This is a genomic window from Burkholderia pyrrocinia, assembly GCF_001028665.1.
Classification (GTDB): Bacteria; Pseudomonadota; Gammaproteobacteria; order Burkholderiales; family Burkholderiaceae; genus Burkholderia; species Burkholderia pyrrocinia.
In genome coordinates this window covers 2,763,789-2,786,787 of sequence record NZ_CP011503.1, presented here as the reverse complement: position 1 = coordinate 2,786,787, position 22,999 = coordinate 2,763,789, and the positions used below count along the sequence as shown (strand labels likewise).

At 71.2% G+C, this 22,999-nt stretch carries 16 protein-coding genes; 4 read left to right on the top strand and 12 right to left on the bottom strand.

The annotated features are described in order from the left end of the window. Positions 1-10 precede the first annotated feature (10 nt). Genes bcsA through bcsB form a run of 7 tightly spaced genes read right to left on the bottom strand, consistent with a single transcriptional unit; the run spans position 11 to position 12,972 of the window. Entirely contained in the window at positions 11-2,548 is a 2,538-nt protein-coding gene (gene bcsA / locus ABD05_RS12730) for a UDP-forming cellulose synthase catalytic subunit (RefSeq protein ID WP_047901193.1), read from the bottom strand. Next, the gene (gene bcsQ, locus ABD05_RS12725) at positions 2,545-3,324 is read right to left on the bottom strand and encodes a cellulose biosynthesis protein BcsQ (protein WP_047900433.1); all 780 of its coding nucleotides are present in this window, start codon (positions 3,322-3,324) and stop codon (positions 2,545-2,547) included. The genes bcsA and bcsQ overlap by 4 nt, the downstream gene beginning before the upstream one ends. Beyond that, positions 3,321-3,530 (bottom strand): hypothetical protein, encoded by a 210-nt coding sequence (locus ABD05_RS12720; RefSeq protein ID WP_047900432.1) that lies wholly within the window; start codon positions 3,528-3,530, stop codon positions 3,321-3,323. The genes bcsQ and ABD05_RS12720 overlap by 4 nt, the downstream gene beginning before the upstream one ends. Next, positions 3,527-5,494 (bottom strand): cellulose biosynthesis protein BcsE, encoded by a 1,968-nt coding sequence (gene bcsE, locus ABD05_RS12715; protein WP_047900431.1) that lies wholly within the window; start codon positions 5,492-5,494, stop codon positions 3,527-3,529. Before bcsE ends, ABD05_RS12720 begins: the two co-directional genes overlap by 4 nt. Positions 5,495-5,503: 9 nt before the next feature. Next, positions 5,504-9,418: a cellulose synthase subunit BcsC-related outer membrane protein gene (locus tag ABD05_RS12710; RefSeq protein ID WP_047900430.1), complete on the bottom strand. Its 3,915-nt coding sequence runs from the start codon at positions 9,416-9,418 to the stop codon at positions 5,504-5,506. Beyond that, positions 9,403-10,632 carry a cellulose synthase complex periplasmic endoglucanase BcsZ gene (gene bcsZ, locus ABD05_RS12705; RefSeq protein ID WP_047900429.1) on the bottom strand — a complete coding sequence of 410 codons (1,230 nt, stop codon included), beginning with the start codon at positions 10,630-10,632 and terminating at the stop codon, positions 9,403-9,405. Before bcsZ ends, ABD05_RS12710 begins: the two co-directional genes overlap by 16 nt. A gap of 3 nt (positions 10,633-10,635) precedes the next feature. After that, positions 10,636-12,972: a cellulose biosynthesis cyclic di-GMP-binding regulatory protein BcsB gene (gene bcsB / locus ABD05_RS12700; protein ID WP_047900428.1), complete on the bottom strand. Its 2,337-nt coding sequence runs from the start codon at positions 12,970-12,972 to the stop codon at positions 10,636-10,638. Between the two features lie 481 nt (positions 12,973-13,453). Between bcsB and ABD05_RS12695 the strand changes: the two genes are divergently transcribed. Beyond that, positions 13,454-14,476 carry a sensor domain-containing diguanylate cyclase gene (locus ABD05_RS12695; protein ID WP_047900427.1) on the top strand — a complete coding sequence of 341 codons (1,023 nt, stop codon included), beginning with the start codon at positions 13,454-13,456 and terminating at the stop codon, positions 14,474-14,476. A gap of 69 nt (positions 14,477-14,545) precedes the next feature. On the opposite strand, the gene ABD05_RS12690 is transcribed toward ABD05_RS12695, so the two are convergent. The 4 genes from ABD05_RS12690 to ABD05_RS12675 are packed head-to-tail and all read right to left on the bottom strand — an operon-like array spanning position 14,546 to position 18,835. After that, positions 14,546-14,998: a hypothetical protein gene (locus tag ABD05_RS12690; protein ID WP_047900426.1), complete on the bottom strand. Its 453-nt coding sequence runs from the start codon at positions 14,996-14,998 to the stop codon at positions 14,546-14,548. Beyond that, positions 14,998-16,404, bottom strand: a complete 1,407-nt coding sequence (locus ABD05_RS12685; protein WP_047900425.1) for a phosphatase PAP2/dual specificity phosphatase family protein — start codon at positions 16,402-16,404, stop codon at positions 14,998-15,000. Before ABD05_RS12685 ends, ABD05_RS12690 begins: the two co-directional genes overlap by 1 nt. Beyond that, on the bottom strand, positions 16,401-18,170 hold the full coding sequence (locus ABD05_RS12680; RefSeq protein WP_047900424.1) for a bifunctional alpha/beta hydrolase/class I SAM-dependent methyltransferase: 1,770 nt from the start codon (positions 18,168-18,170) through the stop codon (positions 16,401-16,403). Before ABD05_RS12680 ends, ABD05_RS12685 begins: the two co-directional genes overlap by 4 nt. 59 nt (positions 18,171-18,229) lie before the next feature. Next, on the bottom strand, positions 18,230-18,835 hold the full coding sequence (locus ABD05_RS12675) for a CDP-alcohol phosphatidyltransferase family protein (RefSeq protein ID WP_047900423.1): 606 nt from the start codon (positions 18,833-18,835) through the stop codon (positions 18,230-18,232). A gap of 461 nt (positions 18,836-19,296) precedes the next feature. Here ABD05_RS12675 and ABD05_RS12670 point away from each other — a divergent pair, with 461 nt between their 5' ends. Together ABD05_RS12670 and ABD05_RS12665 are read left to right on the top strand one after the other, a co-directional pair. After that, a complete protein-coding gene (locus ABD05_RS12670) occupies positions 19,297-19,929 on the top strand; it encodes a lysophospholipid acyltransferase family protein (protein WP_047901192.1) in 633 nt (210 codons plus the stop codon). Between the two features lie 37 nt (positions 19,930-19,966). Continuing rightward, positions 19,967-20,896 carry a phosphatidate cytidylyltransferase gene (locus ABD05_RS12665; protein ID WP_047900422.1) on the top strand — a complete coding sequence of 310 codons (930 nt, stop codon included), beginning with the start codon at positions 19,967-19,969 and terminating at the stop codon, positions 20,894-20,896. 44 nt (positions 20,897-20,940) lie between these two features. Here ABD05_RS12665 and ABD05_RS12660 read toward each other — a convergent pair whose 3' ends face one another. Beyond that, entirely contained in the window at positions 20,941-21,765 is an 825-nt protein-coding gene (locus tag ABD05_RS12660) for a hypothetical protein (protein ID WP_047901191.1), read from the bottom strand. A 348-nt stretch (positions 21,766-22,113) separates the two neighbouring features. On the opposite strand from ABD05_RS12660, the gene ABD05_RS12655 reads away from it, so the two are divergent. After that, on the top strand, positions 22,114-22,917 hold the full coding sequence (locus ABD05_RS12655; protein ID WP_047900421.1) for a helix-turn-helix transcriptional regulator: 804 nt from the start codon (positions 22,114-22,116) through the stop codon (positions 22,915-22,917). Positions 22,918-22,999: the final 82 nt, after the last annotated feature.

Below are 22,999 nucleotides of genomic sequence, written 5' to 3'. Positions count from 1 at the left end.
GAGCGCCGCGTCAGTCGCGCGCCCGATCGAGTTTCGGCGCCAGCATGGCCTGCAGGCCGCGCGCCGCACCCTTCCACATCCGTACATAACCGTTCACGCCGATGCGCAGCACTTCCTTCAGCCCGCCGAGCGGCGTGTCGACGCGCGTGCCTTCGTGCCAGTCGAGCCACGCATCCGCGCGGCCGAACGTGCATTGCACGAGCTGGCGCTCCTGTTCGAGCGTCAGTTCCTCGAAGCTCACGCCGACGTGGGTCGGCGTCACGCGGGTCACGCGCACCGGGAACGGGAACGGCCGGTCGCCGCGCGTCACGCATACTGTCAGCGTGTCGCCGACGGCGAGCGGCAGCCCCGGCACGGCTTCGAGGCCGAGGCCGCCGGTCGAGTAGTCGCTCGTGAAGCATGCGGCGGTCGAGCCGTCGGCGAGCAGCAGCGTGGCCGGCACGCGCATCGCGATCCGGTGCGTGACGCGCACCTGCTTGGTCTCGCGCGCGACGGCCAGCGCCGCGCCGAGCATCGCGAGGTTGTACACGGTCCAGCCGAGCGTGATCAGGATCGTCGACGCCTCGTCGCCCTGGTCGGCCACCAGCCGCCACAGGCCGGCGACGATCGCGAGCACGTTCAGCGCGAACAGCACGAGATACGGCTTCGACGTCGACCAGTCGACGTAGCCTTCGTCGATCTTGCCGCCCTTGTCGGTCACGTTGAACTTGCCGTGCTTCGGGCTGAAGAACGCGACGGTGGTCGGCAGTGCGATGTACCACGCGAGCACCGATTCGTAGACCTCGGCCCAGAACGAATGGCGGTAGCGCCCCTGCATCCGCGAGTTCGCGACGTTCGCGAGCACGAGATACGGGATCACGTAGCTCGCGAGCGCGAGCGCCGACGCGTTGATGAAGTACAGGTGGAAGAACAGGTACGCGAGCGGGATCGTCAGGAACACCAGCCGCGGAATCCCGTAGAAGAAGTGCAGCATCGCGTTGCCGTAGCAGATCCGCTGGATGAAGCCGAGCCCGCGCCCGAGGAACGGGTTGTCGATGCGGAAGATCTGCGCCATCCCGCGCGCCCAGCGCGTGCGCTGCTTCACGTGGCCCGCGAGGCTTTCGGTCGCGAGGCCGGCCGCCTGCACGGTCGGCAGGTACGCCGACGTATAGCCGCGCCGGTGCAGCTTGAGCGCCGTGTGCGCATCCTCGGTCACGGTTTCCACCGCGACGCCGCCCACCTCTTCCAGCGCGCTGCGCTTGAGCACCGCGCACGATCCGCAGAAGAACGTCGCGTTCCACAGGTCGTTGCCCGACTGCACGAGCCCGTAGAACAGGTTGCCCTCGTTCGGGATCTCGCGGAACGTGCCGAGGTTGCGCTCGAACGGATCGGGCGAGAAGAAATGGTGCGGCGTCTGCACGAGCGCGCATTTCGGGTCGCGCAGGAACACGCCCATCGTCGTCTGCAGGAACGAGCGCGTCGGCACGTGATCGCAGTCGAAGATCGCGATGTATTCGCCGTGCGTCTTCGGCAGCGCGCGGTTGATGTTGCCGGCCTTCGCGTGGAGGTTGTCGTCGCGCGTCAGGTAGTCGATGCCGGCCTCGGCCGCGAACGCCGCGAACTCGGGGCGCCGGCCGTCGTCGAGCAGGTAGACGCGCAGCTTCGCGGTCGGCCAGTCGATGCTCTGCGCGGCGAATACCGTCGGCTTCACGACCGACAGCGGCTCGTTGTAGGTCGGGATGTAGAGGTCGACGGTGGGCCAGGTGTCGGGATCGTCGGGCAGCGGCACGATCGGCCGGTCGAGCGGCCACGCGGTCTGCACGAAACCGAGCAGCAGGATCATCCACGTATAGGCTTCGGCGCCGTACAGCAGGTAGCCGGCGATTGCTTCGACCGGGCCGCGGAAGTCGAGCGTCTGCGTCGTGCGCCACCACACGTAGCGCACCGTCGAGAGCAGTGCGAGCGACGCGAGCGCAAGCGTCGGCAGGTGGCCCGGCAGGCGGCGCAGCGCGAGCGCCAGCACCGCGACGATCGCGAAGAACGCGAACTGCGCGCCGGGCATCAGCGGCGACATCCCGGCCGCGGCCCACAGCAGCGCGCCGGCCACGAGCAGCAGCGGCGCGAGCCAGCGGCGCCGGCCGACGCCGTTCGCGCGCGCATCGAGCCAGCCGCCCCAGCGCGCCCACGGCAGGCGTTCGAGCAGCGCGTCGATGCGACGGCCGACGGCCCGCCCGGCCACGTAGACGGGCACGACGAACGTGTCGAACCACGCGAGCGGATCGCGCGCGGGCCGGCCGTCGGCCGCGCGCGGCGCGCGCACGATCGAGCGCCACAGCCATTCGCGCGGGCTCAGCGGCTGCAGCACGCCCCACTCGTGCGCGAGCCGCAGGAACGCGGCGCGCACCCAGCGGCGCACGTGATCGGGCCGGCCGGGCGGCGGTGCGTGGAAGAACAGCCGCACGAGCCAGTCGAGCAGCGTGCGCTCCGCCGGCAGCCCGATGCCGCGCGCGAACCAGTCCGCCGTACGGCGGCCGAGTGCGCGCAGCCGCGCCGCAACGGCGGCCTTCATCGCGCCGCTCCGGTGCGACCGGCAGCGGCCGCCGCCAGCCACGCATCGACCCAGTTCGCGATGCCGTTCAGGTCGTGCGATGCCTGCGAATACGGCGCGTCGTCGAAGATCCAGCTGCCGCGCGCGAGCGCTTCGGGCACGGCCGCGTCGACGTGGATCCGCTGCTCGAGCATCGACGCCGGCCCCGCAACCGCGCGCAGCATCGCGATCGCGTCGCGCTGCATGTCGCGTGCCGGATTCAGCCGGTTCACGACGATCTGCAGTTCGCCGCCTCCGGCGCGCAGCGCGCCGAGCCGCGCGGCCACCGTCGCGCAGGCGATCGGTTCGGGCGGCACGACGACGAGCGTCAGGTCAGCGCGACGAATCGCCTGCTCGGCCTGCGGCGACGGATAGCGCGCGGTGTCGACCAGCACGACGCCGTCGGCCGGCAGCGCGATCTCGTCGAGCGCACGCGACAGCCATGCCGGGTCGGCCGTGAGCCGCGCATCGCACGCGGCCGCGCCGGCCGCGTCGACCTGCCCGTACGGCACGAACAGCACGCCGTCGGCGTTGCGCCACGTATGCGCATGCCACGGCTCGGCGCCGCCGAGCACGCTCTGCGCGAGGCCGTGTTCGGCCAGCGAGTCGAGACCGAGCGTCGCACCCATCAGGTTCTGCGCATCGAATTCGACGGCGACGACCGGCCGGCCGCGACGCGCGAGCAGCACCGCGAGCGCGGCGGCGAGCGTCGTGCGGCCCGCGCCGCCCGTGGTCGACGTGATGGCGATCGTCTTCATCGGGCCGCCTCGTCGCTGCGTTCGGCATCGGGCAGCAAGCGCCCGCGCAGCGCGACCGGCACGAGTTCGCACGGCACCGCGTCGCGCCGCTCGATCCCGCGCGGCGCATGAAAGCCGCGGCCGATGCCGAGATGTTGCGCGACGATCCAGACCGGCACCGCGATCACGATGCCGACGACGAAACCGATGACGAGTTCGGCGATCATGCGCCCTCCGGCTTGCGCAGCGGCATCGCGCTGCGGATGGCGCCGCGCGTTCGTGCGGCGGGGTTGGCGGGATGCGGGGCCGGTGCGTCGGCGGCAAGGTGCGCGAGCGCCGGCATCGCACCGATCGCCTCGAGCGAGACGATTGCATCGATCGCATCGACCGCATCGCTCACCTCGCTCGCGTCAGGCAACGCCGCGCCGAAATCGGTGCGCGCAGCCGATGTGCGCGCAGCTCCGGCCGGCTGCTTGACCGCGAACAGGTCGCTGTAGTCCGCGATCGGCGCGCGCCGGTTCTCGGCCTTCAGCGCATCGAGCTCCGTGTCGATGCTGCCGTGCCCGAGACACACGACGCGATCGGACAGCGTGTCGACCGGCACGTCGAAGATCCGGCCAAGCGCGTCGTCGGCGTCGACCGGCTCGCACGCGAACAGGAACACGTACAGGTGCCCGGCGTCAGCCGTCACGACGTCGCCCGCGCGGCGCGGCCGGCAGTGCCGCAGCGCGTCGACATGCGACACGCCCGGCAGCAGCGCGATCTTCGCGAGCGTGTGCGGCAGCGCGAGCACCGCGCCGCGATCGAGCACCGCGCGAATCCGCAGGCAGAACGCGCCGACCGGCAGATAGCCGAGTACCGAATCGCCGAGCGCGGCGGCCAGCGCCGCGCGATAGTCGGCCGCGACGGGTCGCGCATAAAGCTGGCCGCGCAGCCCGTGCACGGCGGCCTGCATCCGCGACACCGGCAGGTCGCGCGCGACGACGCGGTTCGCGCCGACGCTCAGCACGAGCATCTCGAACTGCTGGCGCAGCACCTCGCCGCGCTCGACGACCGCGATCTTCAGCGCGCCGCCGCACTGCCGGCGCAGCGCGTGCACGTTCGCGCACAGCGCTTCGAGCTGCGCATGCGAGCGGAACACGAGCACCGCGGTCGCGGCCTGGGCTTGCGCGCAGGCCGCGACAACGGCCGCGTTGTCGTCGACGATTTCCCAGTCGCCCGGCACGCGGTTCGCACCGTCGAGCACCGCGCGGCTGACAACGACGCGATCCTCGTCGCTCGCGAGCTTCATCCGGCGCGCCGGCTCGGTCGCGCCGCCATCGATGTTCGCCGACAGCCGGCCGCCCGGCGCAAAGCGCAGCGGCCGCACCTCGCCGGCCGCGAGTGTGTCGCCCGCGCGCCAGAAATCGACGATCCACAGCAGTTCGCCGTGCGTGCGCTGCATCTGCGCGACGCCCGAGCACACGCCGTGGAAACCGCTGCGCGGCGTGCGATCGGCATCGCGCACGAGCGGCGGATCGTCGGTGCGCACATCGGTGCCCGCACGGGCCGCTTCGGGATCGAGCAGCAGCACGAGCGCTATGCGGCGCGTGCGGCACCAGTCGGCGAGCGCGTGTGCTTCGTCGGCGAGCGCGATCGGATCGTCCCAGCTGAACCAGCGCTGCGCGCCTTCGACGAAATACAGCGAACGCGCACGAAAACCGTAGCGCTTCATCGCCCGCAAGCCGCCGGTCAGCCGCGCGAACGGGACCGGCGCCGCGCGGCGCGGTGCGTCGCCGGTCGCGCCGGCGCCTTCTCCATCGGCCGGCGCGGCCGCCGCCGGCATCGCCAGCACGCTCAGGTTGCGCGGCCAGCCGGCCGGCTGCGCGCCGCCCGCGAAGCCGCGCGCCTGCATCTGTTCGGCGACGCGTGCCGCATCGCGTGCGAGCACGACCGTGACGTTGCTCGTGCGCGCCTGCCGCGTGCTCTCCCACACGAGCGCGTCGCACGCCGGCGTGCCGCCGGCCGCGTAGATCGCGTACAGGCCGCCCGCTTCCAGTTGCGTCCATGCGTCGGGCAGGCCGTCGATCGCGAGCCGGCTCAGCGTGCCGATGCGGCCGCCGGCCGGCCCCGCGCGCATCAGCGCACGCAGGCGGCCCAGCAAGCCGGCGGCGCCGAACGCGGGACGGGTGGCATCGATTTCCGTATTCACGACGGTCCCCTAATAGTCCGAATAAAGCCGCACCGGCGTCGGCGTGACGAGCCAGCTCCGCTGCGCGCGTGCATCGAATGCATAACGCAGGTACACGAGCGCCGAACTCGGCGCGTAATCGTGCGACCGGTCGACATGCAGTTGCGCGCCGACGCTCAGGTGCGGGTTCACGCGGTACTCGACGATCCCGTTCACGCCGTACGAGAACGACACGCCGCGTGTCGAGCTGCCCGCGTACACGAACCCGGCCGCCACCTGCGCGGCCCGCTGGTCCGGGAACGTCGGGTAAAACAGCGAATCCTTCTCGTAGCTGTTCGAGATCCCGCCCGTGAAGGTCAGGTCCCACGACAGCGCGTCGCGCCGCCCCGCCCATTCGATCGGCACGCCGAGCGACAGGTAGCGCTGCGGGCTGTAGTAACCGCCCTGCCCGTACGTGTAGTAGCGCAGGTTCTGCGCGTAGTGCCACGCATTGCCGACGAGCCCGGTGCTGACCTTCATCGTCGCGCGCTCGTACACGGGCACCGTGAACCCGGTGCGCAGCGTAACCTCCGCGTTGCGTTCGACGTTGCGGCCGGACAGCACGCCCGCGCCGAGTTCCGCGAACACGTTCGTGGGGCCGACGTCGACCGACGCGCGCAGGTTCACGCCGTCGCGCCGCACGCCGCCCCAGACCGCGCCCGTCCACGGGTCGCGCATCCCCGCGTACGACAGCACGCTGCTCGTTTCCGGCCGCCGCGACGCATTCACGCTGAAGCTCGCCGGGCCCGCGTCGAAGCGGTAGCGCACGCCGCCGACGAGGTAATGCACGGGGAAACCGAGCGGCGACGTGCCGAGATCGACGCGCCATGCATCCGTGCGATAGCCGGCGCCGAGCGCGACACCCGTCGTCGACTGGTGCAGCGAGCCCGGCGGATTAGCGATCAGCGCGGCGGCCTGCTGATTCGACGGGAACGGGGGCGGCAGCCCGGTCTGTGCGCTGAGCGCCGCATAGGTCCCGAACGTCTTCAGCGAATAGGCGTTCGGGTCGCTCGTATCGAGCGTGCCCGGATCCAGATGCACGGTGTCGATCTGCGCGAACACATGTCCGTCGTAGCGGATCGGCATCTGCATGTAGATCGGCACCTGCTGCGCGCGATACGAGGAAACGCCTTCGTCGCCCGACTTGTACGCCGGCGTCCAGCCCGTCTCGATCTCGGGGTTGCGCCGCTGTTCGAGATCCGCGAATGCGGCCTGCGCGGGCGTCAGGCCGTCACGGCCCGGGCTCACGCCTGCCGTGCGTTCCTGCGACCGCGACAACCGGTACAACGACGCCGCGTCGTCATAGCGGCCCTGTGCCTCGGCCACGCGCCCGGCCGCGACCGTCACGTCCGCACGCGCCGGATACGCGGCCTGCAGCCGGTCGGTCAGCTGCGCGGCCTCGTCCGGGCGGCGCAGCGCGTTCAGGCGGCGCACGGCCGACAGTTGCGTGTCGACGTCGTCGTCCGGCGTGCGCGCGAGCACGGCCTGCACGCGCGCGAGCGCGGCCGCGCGGTTGCCGCTGTCCTCGTCGATTCGCGCAAGCGCGAGCTGCGTATCGGCATCGTCCGGCGTGCGTGCGACGACCGGCGCGAGCGCGTCGCGCGCCGCGCCGTAATGGCCCTGCGCGCGTTCGAGATCGGCCAGTTCGAGCGCATGGCGCTTGTCGGCGCGGCCGGCCGGGCTCACGCGATCGAGCAGCGTGCGCGCCTGCGCGTAGTCCTGCCGCGCGATCGCGTCGTCCGTCTGCCGCAGCACGAGCCGCAGCGACTGATCCTCGAGCCTCGCCGTCTGCGCGGGCGTCAGCGACGGTTCGCGGCGCAGCGTGTCCAGCCACGCGGCGAGCGCGTCGTCGCGGCCCGCGCTGCCGAGCAGGTCGCCATAGCGCAGCCGCACGTCTGCATCGGCTTCGCGCGGATGCGCGGCGATCCAGTCGCGCAACGGCGCGAGGCCGCGTTCGGGCTCGCCCGCATCGATCCACTGCGCGCCGATCGCGGCGAGCATGTCGGGATCGTCCGGCGCGCTCGCCTGCGCATGCGCAAGCGATGCGGCGAATGCCGCGCGGTCGCCGCGCCCGAGCGCGCCGCGCGCGTCGGCCAGCGTGCTTTCGGCGTCGAGCTTGCGCGCAAGCGCGCGCATCCCGTCCGAGCGGTGCGCGTCGTCGACGGGCGCAAGCGCGGCCCGCGCGCCCGCGATATCGTCGAGCGAATTGCGGTACAGCGCGGTCGCGTAACGCATCTCGGGCGTATCGCTTTGCGCGAGTCCGTCGTCCATCACCGTGCGACCGAGTTGCGGCAGCCCCATGTCGCGGTACAGGCGCGCGAGCGCGAAGCGCGTCCACGGTGCGTCGGGCGCCGCGCGCACGGCCGCTTCGTAGCGTTGCGCGGCGGGCCCGCGTTCGCCCTTGTCCGCGAGCGCGCGCGCCTGGTTCGCGAGCAGGTCGGCACGCAGGCCGTCGAGCGCGCGGCGATCGTCGCGGCCCGTCACGCGTCCTTGCAGTGCGTCGAGCAGCGGGCCGATCCGGTCCGCGCGGCCGGTGTTTTCATACAGCATCGCGGTGCCGCGCACGGCCGGCAGGCTCGGCGAACGCGCGGCCAACAACTCGCGCAGCAACGGCTCCGCACGCACCCAGTCGCGCTCCGCGAGCAGCGCATCGGCAAGCTGCAGCTTCGCGTCCGGGCTGTTCGGCTGCATCGCGAGCGCCGCACGCGCCGCGCGCTCGGCATCCTGCGGCCGCCCCGCGGCGGCGGCCGCGCGGCCCTGCGCGAGCAGCCCCCAGAACTGCGCGGTGCGCGCCAGACCCTGCCATTTGCCGCGCTGGTCGGTGGCGAGCGTCGCGGCCCGCGCGAACAGCGCGCGCGCTTCGTCGTGCCGGCCTTCGCGCAGACGCAGCAGACCGAGCCCGCCGACCGCGTCGGCGTCGTCGGCCCGCGCACGCGCGGCGCGCGCGAGCAACGGATCGGCAGCCGCGAGGTCGCCGCGCGCGAGCGCCTGCAGGCCGCGCTGCTGCGCGACGTAGTCGGGATCGCGTTCGAGCCGGCGCTGCGCATCGCGCCGGCTGTCCAGCTCGGCAACGCGGCCGCGGAATTCGGTGTCGTCCGGCACGAGCGCGAGATACGCATGCAGCGCATCGAGGTACGCGGGATCGCTGCCGGCCGCCTGCAGCACACGCCGCCACAGCGACATCGCCTCCGTATGGTCGGCGTCGTCCCGCTTCGCGAGCGACCATGCGATCCGGTTCGCCTCCGCGCGCGTGTCGCCATGCTGGTTCAGCAACCGCGCCAGCGCCATGGCTGCGCCGGTGTCCTGCGAATCGGCCGCGATCCTGCGGCGCAGCGCGGCGATCGCCGACTCGCGCCCGCCCGGCGCATTCGCGAGGATTTCGTAGTACTCGGCGCCGAGTGCACCCGACGGCGCACCGTTCGGAAACAGCGCGACGATCCGCCGGGCCGCCTCGTCGGCGCGGCCGCTGCGCGCGAGCAGGCGGATCTGCGCCATCTCGCCGCGCCCGCTCGTCGCGACGCGGTATTCGTCGGCCGCTCGCCGCGTGGCGGGCGCATTGGGGGCCTGCGCCTGCAGGCGCGCGAGCGCGGCCTGCGCGCCTTGCGCGTCGCCGAGCCGCAGCAGCACGCGCACTTGCTCGGCAAGCAGTTCGGGATCGCCCGGCGCGATCAGCAGCCCCTTGCGCAGCGCATCGCGCGCGAGGTCGTCGCGATGCTTGACGCCCCACATCCGCGCGGTGTCGAGCTGACGCTGCGCGTCGGCGGAACCGGAAGCGGACGCCGCCGGCGCGGCGGTTTTCGGCATCAACGCGTCGGCAGCGGTGCCGGGCGCCGCCGCACACACCGACGACGCGAGCCACGCGAATCCCGCGACATGCGGCGCGGCGCGCTTCAGCGGGCGGCGCACGAACGGCCTCCCCAGCGGGCGTCGAGCGTGCCGTCCGCGCCGAACCTGTAGCGTCCGTCGCGCCAGCCGAGGCCGAACAGCGTCAGCACGCTCGTGTAATAGCCAGGTGCCGACTGGCGCGCGAGCGTGTCGACGCGGGCCGCCTGCACATCGGCGAGCGCGCGCTGGCCGCGTGCGTCGAGGAACGGCACGGCCGCCGCGGAAAACCCGCCGTTGCCGTCGTTCGGCCCCGCGACGCCCGTCGTCGTATCGACCTTCTCCGGCGGCGCGCCATGCGCGGAGATATGGTCGGCGAACGGCGCGAAACGCGCGAGCAGCGGCGCGGCGAGCGGATCGGCGCGGTCGAGCATGCCGGCCCACAGGTACACGCGGATCGCGTTGTACGCGCTCTCCGCATGCGTCTGCGGATCGGGCCCGAAGCCCGTGCCGGCGCGATACAGCGCCCAGTCGGGCGAAAAGCCCTTCGGCGCCGTGTCGAGCAGCACGCGCCCGGTGCTGGACGCCAGCGCAGCCCAGCGCCGGTCGTCGGGCAGGCGCGCGCCGAGCGCGCGGATCACCTGCGGCGGCGAATAACTCGGGTTCACGCGCCACTGGCCGTTGGCCAGCTTGAACCCGGTCGGCCCGGGCAGCAGCGTGACGCCGAGGCCCGGCACGGTCGCCGTTTCCTCGTCGAGCACGCGCTTCGCGAGCAGCGCACCGCGCGCGGTGTAGCTGCGCTCGTGCCACAGCCGCCCGGCCTCGACGAGCGCGTACGCGATCCACAGGTCGGCGTCGGACGCCGCGTTCGCGTCGAGCACGCGCCACGCGCCGTCCGGCGCACGGCCCCACAGCCACGCCGGCAGGCGCGCGCTCAGGTCGCCCTGCGCGAGGTTGTTCTCGGTCCATGCGAGGATCGTGTCGAACGTGCGCCGGTCGTTCGCGACCAGCGCGAAGAAAAGCCCATACGCCTGCCCCTCCGATACCGTGCGTGAATCGGCCGAGCCCACGTCGATCACGCGGCCGTCGGCCGAGATGAAATCGCGCTTGAACGCGTCCCAGCGCGGCCACGCCGCGCCGCATCCGGCGTCGGCCGCATCGGTCGCGTTGGCGCCCGCGGCCTGCGCGCGCCCGGCCGTGCCGGTTGCCGCGCACGCCATCGCAACCGCCAGCGCGAGTACCGCGCCGACGCGCCGCGCCGGCCGCGTTGCCCGTCGCTTCGCCATAACCCGCGCCATCCGTTACATCCCCCGTCGACGCGCGGCGATTCTCTGCAGCACGCTGAACACGCCGAGCGCGAGCAGCAGCCCCGCGACGACGCCGACCGCGCCGAGCACGACCGGATGCCGCGCCGCTTGCGTCCAGACGCGCGCATACCACGGCACGAAGCCGACCACGTAAGGCTCGCCGATGCGCAGGCTGTCGACCTGCCCCGGCCGCACCAGCGCGAGGTCGCCCTGCAACTGCGACACGAGGCCGCCATTCTCGAACACGTTCAGCAGATCGCCGAGGCGCAGCTGGTCGGTCGCCGTCAGCGCGACGACGCTGCGGCCGCGACTGCCCGGCAGTTCGAATCCGGCGAGCGCCGCGAGCGGACCCGACTGCTCGATATGCGCGCCGCCGTCGGCCAGGCCGACGCCGTTGCGCCAGCGCTCCTTCACCGTGAACGCGACACGCGTCGCGCCGTCGCCGCCCGCACCGCCCTGCTCGCCGATCGCGAGCGGCAGCGCCGAGCGCCAGCGCGCGAGCAGCGGCGACGCGGGCGAGCCGTCGATCACGAGCAGATCCTTGCTGCCCGACAGCGCGGCGACGTCGCCGGGCCGCGCGACCTGCACGCGCAGTGCCGGGAAGCCCGTCCACTCGCCCATGTGGCCGAGCATCGTCAGGTAGGCCTCGAGTTCCTGCGGCGACGGCCGGTCGGGCATCACGACGGCCGTCTGCGACAGGTCGGCGAAGCGCGTGAACGGAAAACCGCTGTTCGCGAAGAACGCGAGGTTCGGCAATTGCGCGTAATGGACGAAGTGCGAGAAGTCGATCGTCGAATCGGGATCGATCGCCGCGCGCTGCGGCTCGGCGGCCGCGCTCGAGCACAGGCCCGTCTTCTGCGAGTCGAGCGTGAAGCGGAACTGCAACTGGTTGCCGCTGCCGACGCGGAACGCCGGGATGTCGACATCGCTCGTCACGCGCCCTTCCGGCACCGACAGCAGCGGCAACTGCATGCGGCCGCGCGCATCCTCGGCATGGGCCGGCCCGAGCCGGTACGACTTCACGAGCTGGTCGTTGATCTCGACGGCGAGCGTCGAATTGTCCTGCACGGTCGGCGCCGTGTAGCGATAGCGCAGCGTGATCGGCACGCCCGCGCCGTTCCATGAATGGAGATCGGCCGGCACGCGCAGGTTCAGGCGGATCGCGTCGGGCGTCGTGCCGCGCGCTTCCAGTTCGCGCGGATCGGACACGAGTTCGCGGAACGTGATCGGCCGGTTCACCGGCAGCCAGCGCGGCGCGTCGTACGGCTTGCGCGGCGCGCCGAGATCGACGTGCGCGACCGTCGCCGCCGGCCCCGACAGCGCCGCGCGGCCGAGCACGAGCGTCGCGACCGCGTCGTCGACCTCGGCCGCCGTGCGGCCCGTGACGACGAGCAGCTTGCGCCCCGGCGCGGCCGGGTTGTCGGCGACCGCGAGCAGCGGGCCGCTGACCGACGGCAGCACGAGACCGGCCGGCAGCATCGCGGCCGTGCCGACCACCACCGCCTGGTCGTCGGCCGGCAGCGCGGCCGACACCGGGAAGCGCGCATGCCGGTAGTCGGCCAGCGCGCCGAACCACGACGCGAGCACCCCCGCGCTGCGCAGCGTCGCCGAATCGGGCGACACCGGCAGCACGAACGGCAGCCGCACGCGGCCGTTGTCGCGCCGGTCGAAGAACGGCGCGGGCAGCAGCGCGAGATCGTTCGGCAGGCGGACCGGCGATTCGTCGAGGATCAGCTCGCTCGTCGGGCTCACGTCGGCCCACAGCGCCGAGTTAGCCGGATCCTCGCAATGGTCGAGCGTGTAGTGCGCGATCAGGCGCAGGCCGATCTGGTTGAAGTCCGAGAAGTAGCGCGGATCGATCGGGATGTCCTGCGTGACCGCACGGCCCGCGCGCGCGGCGTCGAACGGGACGGTCGCGATGACCTCGCCGTTCACCGACACCTTCAGGTGCGACAGCGGGAACACGAGCGACGGCGAATAGGCGTAGGTCAGGCGCAGCCGCGCGCCCGTGACCACGCGGTCGAGCCGCACGCCCGCGTTGATCGTGCGCGCATCGTCGGCGCCGCGCAGGCGCAACGGATCGAACGCGCCGAGCGACGCGAACGGCAGGCGCACGGTCGTCGCCGGCAGCCCGGCGGACGGCGCACTGGCCGCCGTCGGCGCAGCCGCGAGCACCGGCGCCGGCGCGGCGCCGGGCGACGCCGCATTACCGGTACCGGGCGCCGCAGCGGCTACCGGCACCGCCGGCATCGGAGCGGCCGACAGCGCGGCCGTGTGGAAAGCGCCGGCCATGGCAACCGACAGGACGAACAGCGACACGGCCGGCTTCATGCGCCGCTCCGTTTCGTCAGAGTCATCCGGTCATCCGTCGCGTCGACACCGGCGCGCGCAAAGCAGCTATGCCCGTGAGTGAACATCCCCACTGCTTCCCCTCATATAGCTAACTGGCCTGATTCATTTATCGAAACGAAGCGGCCCATTCTTCAATCGGCTGTCGTCGTGCTTGTTCGCGCACCTGGCACCGGCGCACGCCCATTCGTCACACTATCTCAAAAATAGGACAAAACTTACCCCGATTCGCGACGATGAAGCGAAAAAAACCTCAATCCGGTCGGAAATGCTGCGTGAGAGGCGTGAATGGTAAGAATTGCGCCGTTGTCGCCGGACGGGCCGAACGGCATACTGCCGGCGCGGTGCGGGGCTGGCCGGCGGCGGTCCGTTGCAGACCACCCGGGACGCACTGCCGCAGGGCGGCGCGTATGCTACCGCAATCCCGCGACGCCGAACGTGCTTTCTTTCGTGGAAAACTGACTTGTATCAAATCGCCGACACCGCCACTCCGTCCCCCGATACGCTGCTGCGCATCATCGCGGCGCAAACCGAGATCGCGAAACTCGGGCTCGACCTCGGCAGCGTGATGGCCTATGTGACCGAGCAGGTGCCGCTGCTCACCGGCGCGAGCGCCGCGGCGGTCGAGTTCGCCGAAGGCGACGACATGGTGTACCGCGCCGCGTCGGGCACGGCCGCCGGGATGCTCGGCCTGCGGCTGCGGCGCTCGGGCAGCCTGTCGGGCCTGTGCGTGCAGCGCGGCGAGTTGCTGCACTGCACCGATTCGGAAACCGATCCGCGCGTCGATCGCGACGCGTGCCGCCGCGTCGGCCTGCGCTCGATGCTCGTGATGCCGCTCACGCATGCCGACACGACGGTCGGCGTGCTGAAGGTGATGTCGCCGGACGTCGACGGCTTCTCGCAGGCCGACGCCGGCACGCTGCGGCTGACGGCCGGGCTGATCGCTGCCGCAATGTTCCACGCGGCGCGCAACGAGGCGAACGAACTGTACCTGCGCGCGACGCACGACGCGCTCACGGGCCTGCCGAACCGCGCGCTGTTCTACGACCGCCTGCGGCAGTCGATGCATACGGCGCTGCGCGCGAACGGCCGGCTCGGCATCCTCAACATCGACATGGACGGGCTGAAGCCGATCAACGACGGTCTCGGCCATCGTGCGGGCGACGCCGCGCTGCGCGAGATCGCCACGCGGATGCAGGGCGCGGTGCGGCGCTCGGATACGGTCGCGCGCGTCGGCGGCGACGAATTCGCAGTGATCCTGCCAAACATCGGCAACCGCGACGACGCGCACGCGCAAAGCACGCGGCTCGCGCGGCAGGTCGGCGAACCGTTCGAATTCGAGGGACACGCGCTGCGGCTCGGCGTCAGCGTCGGGATTGCGATGCTGCCCGACGACGGCACCGACATGAACGCACTGATCGAGCATGCGGATCAGGCGATGTACGAAGTCAAGCGGACGCGATCGCAGCGTGCGGCACGCGCGTAGCTCGCGCCTGAAGGACGTCCTTTCGTAGAGCGGGCGCAAAGATCCGCCCGCGATTGGCATGAGCAGGCGCTAGCCGATCTGCGGAATCGCAATCGCGACCCCGACCACGAGCCACTGCACGACCGCGACGAGCACGCCCGCGCGGCACAGCCCGACTGCGCCGCGCACACGCGCGTCGAGCGTGCGCCCTGCCTTCGCCGCGTCGATCCAGCCGAGATCGGCAAGCGCACGGTCGAGCGCCGCGAGCCCGTCGTCGACCGACGCGGCGCCCGCCGCCGCCCGCGCCAGCGCGGCGAACAGCCGGCGGTCGATCGCGATGCGCACCGCGTACCACAGCGCCGCGATCCCCGACCCCGTGCTGACGACCGCCAGCAGCACGCGCGCGATCGTCGCCGGCGCCCAGCCCGATGCAATCCACCAGCCCGCGCCGGCCGCGGCCAGCGCGGCCGCGATCGCCCACGCGCCCGCATCGAGCGCGCCGCGCGCGGCGGCAATCCGGAACGGCGCGGACGGATCGTGCATCACGCGCCTCCCGCACTGCGGCGACGATCGATCCAGTGCTGCAGCACGGCCACGCCGTCGTCCGACCACACCGCGTGCGGCCGCACCGCGCGCACCGCGGCAAGCGCGTCGCGCGCATCGCCGAGCCCGCGCCGCGCGGCGAGCCATGCAGCCGCGCACAGCACGCTGCGCCCATAGCCGAGCGCGCAGCAGACCAGCACGTCACGCCCTTCGCCGTGCAGGCGCTCGAGCGCCGCGACGGCCTGCGCGAGTTGCGCGTCCGTCGGCGCGACGAGGTCGAGCTGCGGCACGGCCGCATACGCGAGCGACGCATCGGACGCTGCCCAGCGCGGCATCTCGGCGGTCAGGTCGACCAGCGCCGTAAAGCCGTGGCGCCGCACGTCGCGCGTCGTCGGCGTACGGCCGATCGACACGCGTTCGTCGATCCGGACCGGCGCCGGCTGCCGGAACGTCCACAGCCGCGAATTGACGAACGCGCCGGCGATCGTCGGCGCGAGCAGCCAGCGGATGAATACCGGGAAACGCCCGTGCGCATCCTTCTGGAAGGCACCGGCTGCGCCGCGCCGGTAGCTCCACGCGACACACGCGAGCGCCAGCGCGGCCCACCCCGCCGCCAGCGCCCAGCCCGGCGCGCGCGGCACGCACCAGAGCGCCACGAACGTGACCAGCGCCGCGCCGAGCGCATAACGACGCGCGAGCGCGCGACCGGCCGCGCCCGGCGCCGCATCGGCGCCCGGCAACCGGCCCGCGGCATCGCGCAGCGGAAACAGGAACAGCGCGAGACAGCCGACGGCCGCGCCGGTCGGCACGTCGATCGCGTGATGCTGGTAGGTCGTCAGCACCGACACGCCGATCGCCGCGAACCACAGATGCAGCACGACGCGTGCAACCGTGCCGCGCAGGTGCTTCGCATAGACGGCCCACAACACGACGAGCAACCCGATGTGCAGCGACGGCGCCTGGTTGAACGGCTTGTCGAACCCCATCAGCAGCGTGAACAGCGCGCCGGCCACGCCGCCCGCGTCGGGCCGCTCGAAGCCGAAGCGCAACGGCCACGCGATGAAGCACGCGACCGACACCAGTTGCACGGCGAGCAAGCGCTTCACGTGATCGAGCAGATCGTCGCGGCGCGTCCAGAAGAAGAACGACAGCGCATACAGAAGATCGATCGACCAGTACGGCACGATCGTCCACGGCACGAACGGGATCGCGTGCTCCCAGCCGAACGCGAACGTCGGCACCGCCGCGCGGTGCGCGGCGAGCCAGTTCGCGAAGCCGTACGTCGAGAAGAACACGGCGCCCATCGCCGCGAGCCAGCCGAAGCGCAGCGCGAACGACGCGTCGCGCGCGCCGGCCGCCGACGCGTGCGCCGCAAGGCCGCGCGCGTCGCCGCCGAATTCGCTCATGACGCGTCGACCCGCTGCGCGAGGCTCACCGTGAAGATGCCCATCTCGTCGATCCGCTGGTCGAGCTTGCGGAAGCCCGCGCGCGCGACGAGTTCGTCCATCTCGGCCTGCGAGCGGCGGCGCATCACCCAGGTCGCCTCGCCGCGGTGATTGTTCAGTGCACGCGCGATGAATTCGAGCTGCGGATGCCACGGCTGCCCCGTATAGACGAGATAGCCGCCCGGCGGCACGGCCTGCGCGAGCCCGCGCAGCGAGCGTTCGATCAGCGCGTTCTCGCCGAACAGCTCATAGAGACCCGACACGATCGCGAGCGTCGGACGCGGCTCGAGCGTCGCGAGCGACGTCTCGTCGAACGCGTCGCCGCGCTCGAAGCGCGCGATCGGCTCGAGCCCGCGCTGCGCGATCAGCACGCGCCCGGCCTCGACGTTCGGCGGGCTGTAGTCGCGCAGCGTGATGTCGTCGGGCGCCGCGCCGTCGCGCTCGGCGGCCGTCGCGATCGCGTCGAGCACGTAGCGCCCGTGGCCGGCCGCGATGTCGACGATCCGCACCGGCGTGCCATGGCCGCGCAGGCGGCCGATCGCCGCACCGATCAGCTCCTGCAGATGCACCTTGCGCTGGCGGATGCCGATCCAGCCCGGCGAATCGAGATACGTGCGGTCGATCAGCGCGCCGACGCCGAGCCGGCCCTGCGCGCGGTTGCGATACACGTAGTCGAGCGTCGAGCCCGAATCGAAGCCGAGCCGCAGCCCGAGCGCGATGCCGTCCGACAGTGCGCCGCCCGCTTTCAGGCCGGCGCGCGTGAGCGCCCAGTACGCCCGCGCGAACACGTTCGCGGGCGGGCGGCCGAGCGCCGCGTATTCGTCGTGGAACGCACCGCGCCGGTCGGCGTCGGCGAGCGACACGCGCGGGCTCGGCGCATCGAACTCGCGCAGCACGAACGCGCGCAGCGGCGCGAGCGCCTGTGCGCGGTCGCGCTCGCCGAGCGTGTCGTGATAGAAGCCCGGCAGCACGATGCGCTCCTTGCGCGCCGAGCCGAGCCGTTCGAAGAAACGATCCTGCGGGCCGCGATGCACGACCCAGTCGGCGCCCGAGATCAGCAGTTGCGTCGGCACGGTGATCGCGGCCGCGTCGGCGACGATCCGCTGCGCGGTGTCGTGCAGGTCGAGCAGCATGTTGACCGCGATCGGCCGCGTGATCAGCGGATCGGACGCGTAGCTCGCGATCCGCTCGGGATCGTGCGTGAGGAATTTCGGCTTCACGTAGCTGTTCACGTAGAACAGCCCGCGCAGCTTGTGCATCAGCCGCAGCCCCGGCCGCGCGAACGGCACGTAGAGCTTGATATGGAACGCCGGCGACGCGACGACGAGGCAGCGGATCGGCGGCGCGTAGTCGTGCGCCCAGGTCGCCGCGAGCACGGCACCGACGCTCTGGCCGACCACGGCCATGTCCTCGATCGCGATGCCGTGCGTGTCGCGGATATGCTCGACGAAGGTCTGCAGGTCGCGCACCGACGCGGCCGCGCTCGGGCTATAGCCGCGCGCGCCGGGCGAGCGGCCGTGGCCGCGCGCATCCCATGCGAAAAACGCGAAATCCGGCAGGTCGAGCTCGTCGACGAGGTGCGCGACGCGCGCCGAATGCTCGTGGCCGCGATGCAGCAGCACAATTGCGCCGCGGCAGCGCGGGCCCGTCGCGGGCCAGTGACGATAGAACAGCGTTTCGCCGTCGTGCGTGATGAAGTCGGCCTCACGGGCCGTGCGTGTGCTCATGCGATCTCTCTCGTTTCGTTATTCGAATCATGTGGCGCCGCCCTCCGGCGCCTCGTAGGTCAACCGCCCTTTTCGGCGATGCCGGCCTGCACGCGCCGCACCACCGTCACGATCGACAGCACGATCAGCAGGCGCCACAGCCATGCGGCGATGCTGCCGACCGGCAGGCCGAAGCCGATCCACAGTGCAAACGCGCCGAGGGCCAGCGCGCGGTCGCTCTTGCCGAACGGGCCGTCGTAGCGGCGCGTTGCGCCGACGAGCGGCCCGATCAGCCCGGCGCATTCGACGATCACCGCCGTCAGCGCGAACAGCCAGACGTCCGCCGGAGCGAACGCCGGAATGGCGAGGAACGGCAGTACGAGCGCGACATCGGACACGATGTCGCCCAGCTCGTTCAGGTACGCGCCGAGCGTGCTCTTCTGCCCGTGCTCGCGTGCGAGCATGCCGTCGATCGCGTTGAGCGCCATCCGCGCGAACAGCCACAGCGGAATCAGCAGGAACAGCGCGCGGGCGAATACGCCGAGCCCGGCGAGCGCGCCGACGACGATCGAGCCGCCGGCCGCAAACAGCGTGACCTGGTTGGCGGTGACGCCGCGTTCGGCGAGCGAATTCGCGAACGGGCGCAGACGGTCCTGGAATTTGGGTTTGAGTGCGTAGAGGCTCATCGTTTCGTATTCGTATTATTCGCGCGGCACAGTCGGACACGTTTCCCGCCGCCATGCCCCGGGCGGCGAAACGGCCTTCGTCGGCCTTCAATGGACGGCCCCCATCGTCGCCGAGCCGCCCCGATGCGTCAAGCACGCCCCGGCCCGCCCGCGCGGCGCCAATCTGGCGTTTTTGACGGAAACTCGCGATAATCCGCTGGCCCGATCGCAGCGAAGATCCATTCGAACTGCAAACGGGCGCTCGTGCAACAGCCGATCATCACGCCGCCGCTCGGCAAATTCGCCGCTACGCAACGGGGTATGACGGCGAACCGTCCGATTATCGCGGACCTGCGACAGGCAGCCACGAACTTGAATAAATTTAAACAAGGGCCGTCCGGCGCGCATCCTGCCGCGCCGGCATTCCGGGATCCCGTCCGCCGCACCCGCGGCCGGGCATGCAGGCAGGAGGCACCGCGCCGATGAACATCGTCAACGTCTGGCAGCGCGACTTCCTGCTGTCCATCGTGCGGCTCGTCGCCGGCGCGTATCCGGTCTGGCATCAGGCGCCGCCGTCCCCGACGCAGAAAATCTACTTCTCGAACCATACGAGCCACATCGACACGCTCGCGATCCTCGCCGCGCTGCCGCGCAACGTGCGCGCGGTCGTGCGGCCGGTCGCCGCGCGCGACTACTGGGACAGCAGCGACACGAAGCGCCACATCGCGCAGAAGCTGCTGAACGTGGTGCTGATCGACCGTCACCGCGAATCCGGCGGCGATCCCCTCGACCCGGTGCGCGACGCGCTCAAGCAGGGCCATTCGATCATCATCTTCCCGGAAGGCACGCGTGGCGCGGAGATCCTGCCGCAGCCGTTCAAGAGCGGGCTGTTCCACCTCGCGACCGAGTTCCCGAACGTCGCGCTCGCGCCCGTCTATCTCGAGAACCTGCAACGGATCATGCCGAAGGGTGCGATCTGGCCGGTGCCGCTGATCTGCAAGGTGCACTTCGGCGCGAACGATGCGCTCGGCGCCCAGGAAGACAAGCCGACGTTCCTCGCCCGCATGCGCGACGCGATCGTCGCGCTCGCGCCGCCGCAGCGGCCGGCCGGCTGAACACCGCCCCCTCCTCTCCCTTTTTGCGGATATCTCCATGCGAACTCTTTTCTGGGAACTGGTCGCGGGCGTCACGGGCGTGCTCGTCATCGCCACCGTGATCGGCGCGATCCTCGGCGCGCGCAGCGGCGGCACGAGCTCGACCATCGTCAACCTGAACCAGCGCATCCGCGCGTGGTGGGCGATGATCGCGATCATGGCCATCGCGATCGGCCTCGGCAACAACGTCACGTATCTCGTGTTCGCGCTGCTGTCGTACCTGACGCTGCGCGAATTCATCACGCTCACGCCGACCACCGCAAGCGACCACACGACGCTGTTCATCGCGTTCTTCGTCGCGATCCCCGTGCAGTACCTGCTGCTCGGGATCGACTGGTACGGGATGTATTCGATCTTCGTGCCGGTGCACCTGTTCTTCGCGATGTCGCTCGTGTCGGCGCTCACGCAGGACACGCGCGAATTCCTGAGCCGCAACGCGAAGATCAACTGGGCGCTGATGGTGTGCGTGTACGGGCTGAGCCACGCGCCGGCCGTGCTGATCCTCGACATTCCGCACTATGCTGGGCAGAACGCGCTGCTGCTGTTCTTCTTCCTGGTCGTCGTGCAGATCAGCGACGTGCTGCAGTACGTCGTCGGCAAGCTGTTCGGGCGCCGCAAGATCGCGCCGCAGCTGTCGCCGTCGAAGACGATCGAAGGCTTCGTCGGCGGCGGCCTGCTCGCGACGCTGTGCGGCGCGTCGCTGTATCGCGTGACGCCGTTCAGCTTCGGTGCGGCGTTCGGGATCTCGCTTGCGATCGTGATCGCGGGCTTCGTCGGCGGGCTCGTGCTGTCGGCCGTCAAGCGCTCGCTCGGCACGAAGGACTGGGGCTCGATGATCGCGGGCCACGGCGGGATGCTCGATCGCGTCGACTCGATCTGTTTTGCCGCGCCGGTGTTCTTCCATCTCGTACGCTACCTGTACGTGTGATGCGCGGTGGGCGCGACGCGGCCTTCGCGTCGCGCCGCAACCACTCAATACCCTTCCCGCAGCGCCTTCGGCACGATATAGCGGCCGCGCGCCGCATCGAACTTCACCGTGTAACGCGCCCGGACCGCGTGGTCGCCGCGCGTGCCGGTTTCGGTCACGATGAGCGGATAGACGTCGCCGGTGCCGGCCATGTCCGGCGCGATCTCGAAGCGACGCTCCTCGCAGCGCGCCCGGGCGTTCGCGCATTCGGTCGACTCCGCATTGTCGAGTGCCTCGTTGATGCGCGCCGCCGCCAGCACCAGCGCATCGCCGTGCGGCAGCCAGATCGAGCGGAGGCGTTGCGTATAGCCTTGCCGTGTATCGTCGTCGCCGATGACGAACCCGAACAGGTGCGGCCCGAGCCGCTCGATGCGCACCGTGCCCGGTTCGCCGCGCTTGCCCGACGCGATGTCCGTCTTCTTCAGCACCGATTCGAGCGTCTTGCCGTCCGGCGAAGGCTGCAACACGTACAGATCGACCGTGCCCGGCGTGGCGTCAGCATCCATGCCCGGCATTCCGTTCTGTACGGCCGCTTCGGTCTCGCCGCACATCGCGAGCAGATACCGCGGGCCGTCCGCGGTCGCGACGCGCAGCGAGCCGCACGGCGAATAGACGAAGTCGCCCGCGTCCGACTGCCAGCCCTTGCGGTCCGCACGCCACTTGCCGTAGCTGTCGTGGATGAACGTCTGCAATTGACGGTCGGGATGGATCGGATCGGCCGCGTAGACAGGCGACAACGCGGAGAATGCGGTAAGCACCGCGAGTGCGGCACGTGCGGCGAGCGAAGCCGTGAACGGCTTGCGGCGTTTATTCCGGTGCAGGTCAGTCATGACGGGCGTTCGGTCGGTTCGAATTGGAAAGACGTTCAGCGGAGGGTTGCGGATGCGCACGATCAGTTGCGTCAACCGGTCGTTGCACGACTCCGGCGGCGCGGCCACGGCCGCCTGTGCGGCCAGCGCACCCACGCACGGCAACGGCCGCGAACCGGCAGCAGCGCCCGGCCTCGCCATTCGTGCCGGCCGGCGTTACGATCTCGTTCTTCATTGCAGGATCCGGTCGAAACGCGCAGCCCGTGCCGCGCGCGCGGGCATGCACCCGCGAGCCCGTAGCGTACACGCACGGCGCGGCATCGCAAGCGCGCGTCGACCGGCCCCATACGGGACTGACGGGACTGACGCATGAACCTGACCTTGCAGGACGTCGCATGGCACCGGTCGGTCGGACGGCTCATCGAGTCGCTCGACCAGCCGGGCTTCTGGCTGTCGCTGATCCGGCTGATCGACGAATACGCCGCGGTCGACAGCTGGGTCGCGCTGATGTTCGACGACGGCCGCCCGCAGGTGTTCGCCGAATGCCCGTACGAAGGCGATGGCCCCGACCCGCTGTTCCGCGACTACGTGCAGGGCCTGTACCTGCTGGACCCGTTCTACATCGCGAACCGCGACGCGCCGAAGAGCGGCCTGTTCCGGCTGTCCGACGTCGCGCCCGAATGCTTTCGCGACACCGAGTACTACACGCTTTATTTCACGCACAACGTCGTCGAGGACGAGGTGCAGTTCAACGTCGTGCTCGACGCCACGCGCACGCTGTGCCTGTCGCTCGGCAGCAAGCGGCGCTTCAGCCCCGAGCAGGTTGCGCTGCTCGACCTGGTCCGGCCCTGGGTGGCCGGGCTGATGCGCCAGCGCCTCGCGTACGAGCACACTCCCGCCGACGCCGAACCCGCGCCGCCGCGCCGGGCCGGACCCGACGGGCAGGACGGCTTCGAGCATGCGATGGCGCGGCTCGGCACGCCGCTCACCGCGCGCGAACTCGACGTGATCCGGCTGATCCTGAGCGGCCGCTCGAACAAGGAAGTCGCGAACAAGCTGTCGATTTCCGCGGAAACGGTCAAGGTGCACCGGCGCAACATCTACGCGAAGCTCGCGATCAATTCGCAGTCGGAGCTGTTTTCGCTGTTCCTGAAGGCGCAGACCGACGGATAGCGCGCGGCGCCCGTTCCGCCTGCCCGTTCTCGCGCCCTTCGTACAACCTTCCCGCAGCCTTCGGCGGCCGCGGCCGGATCAA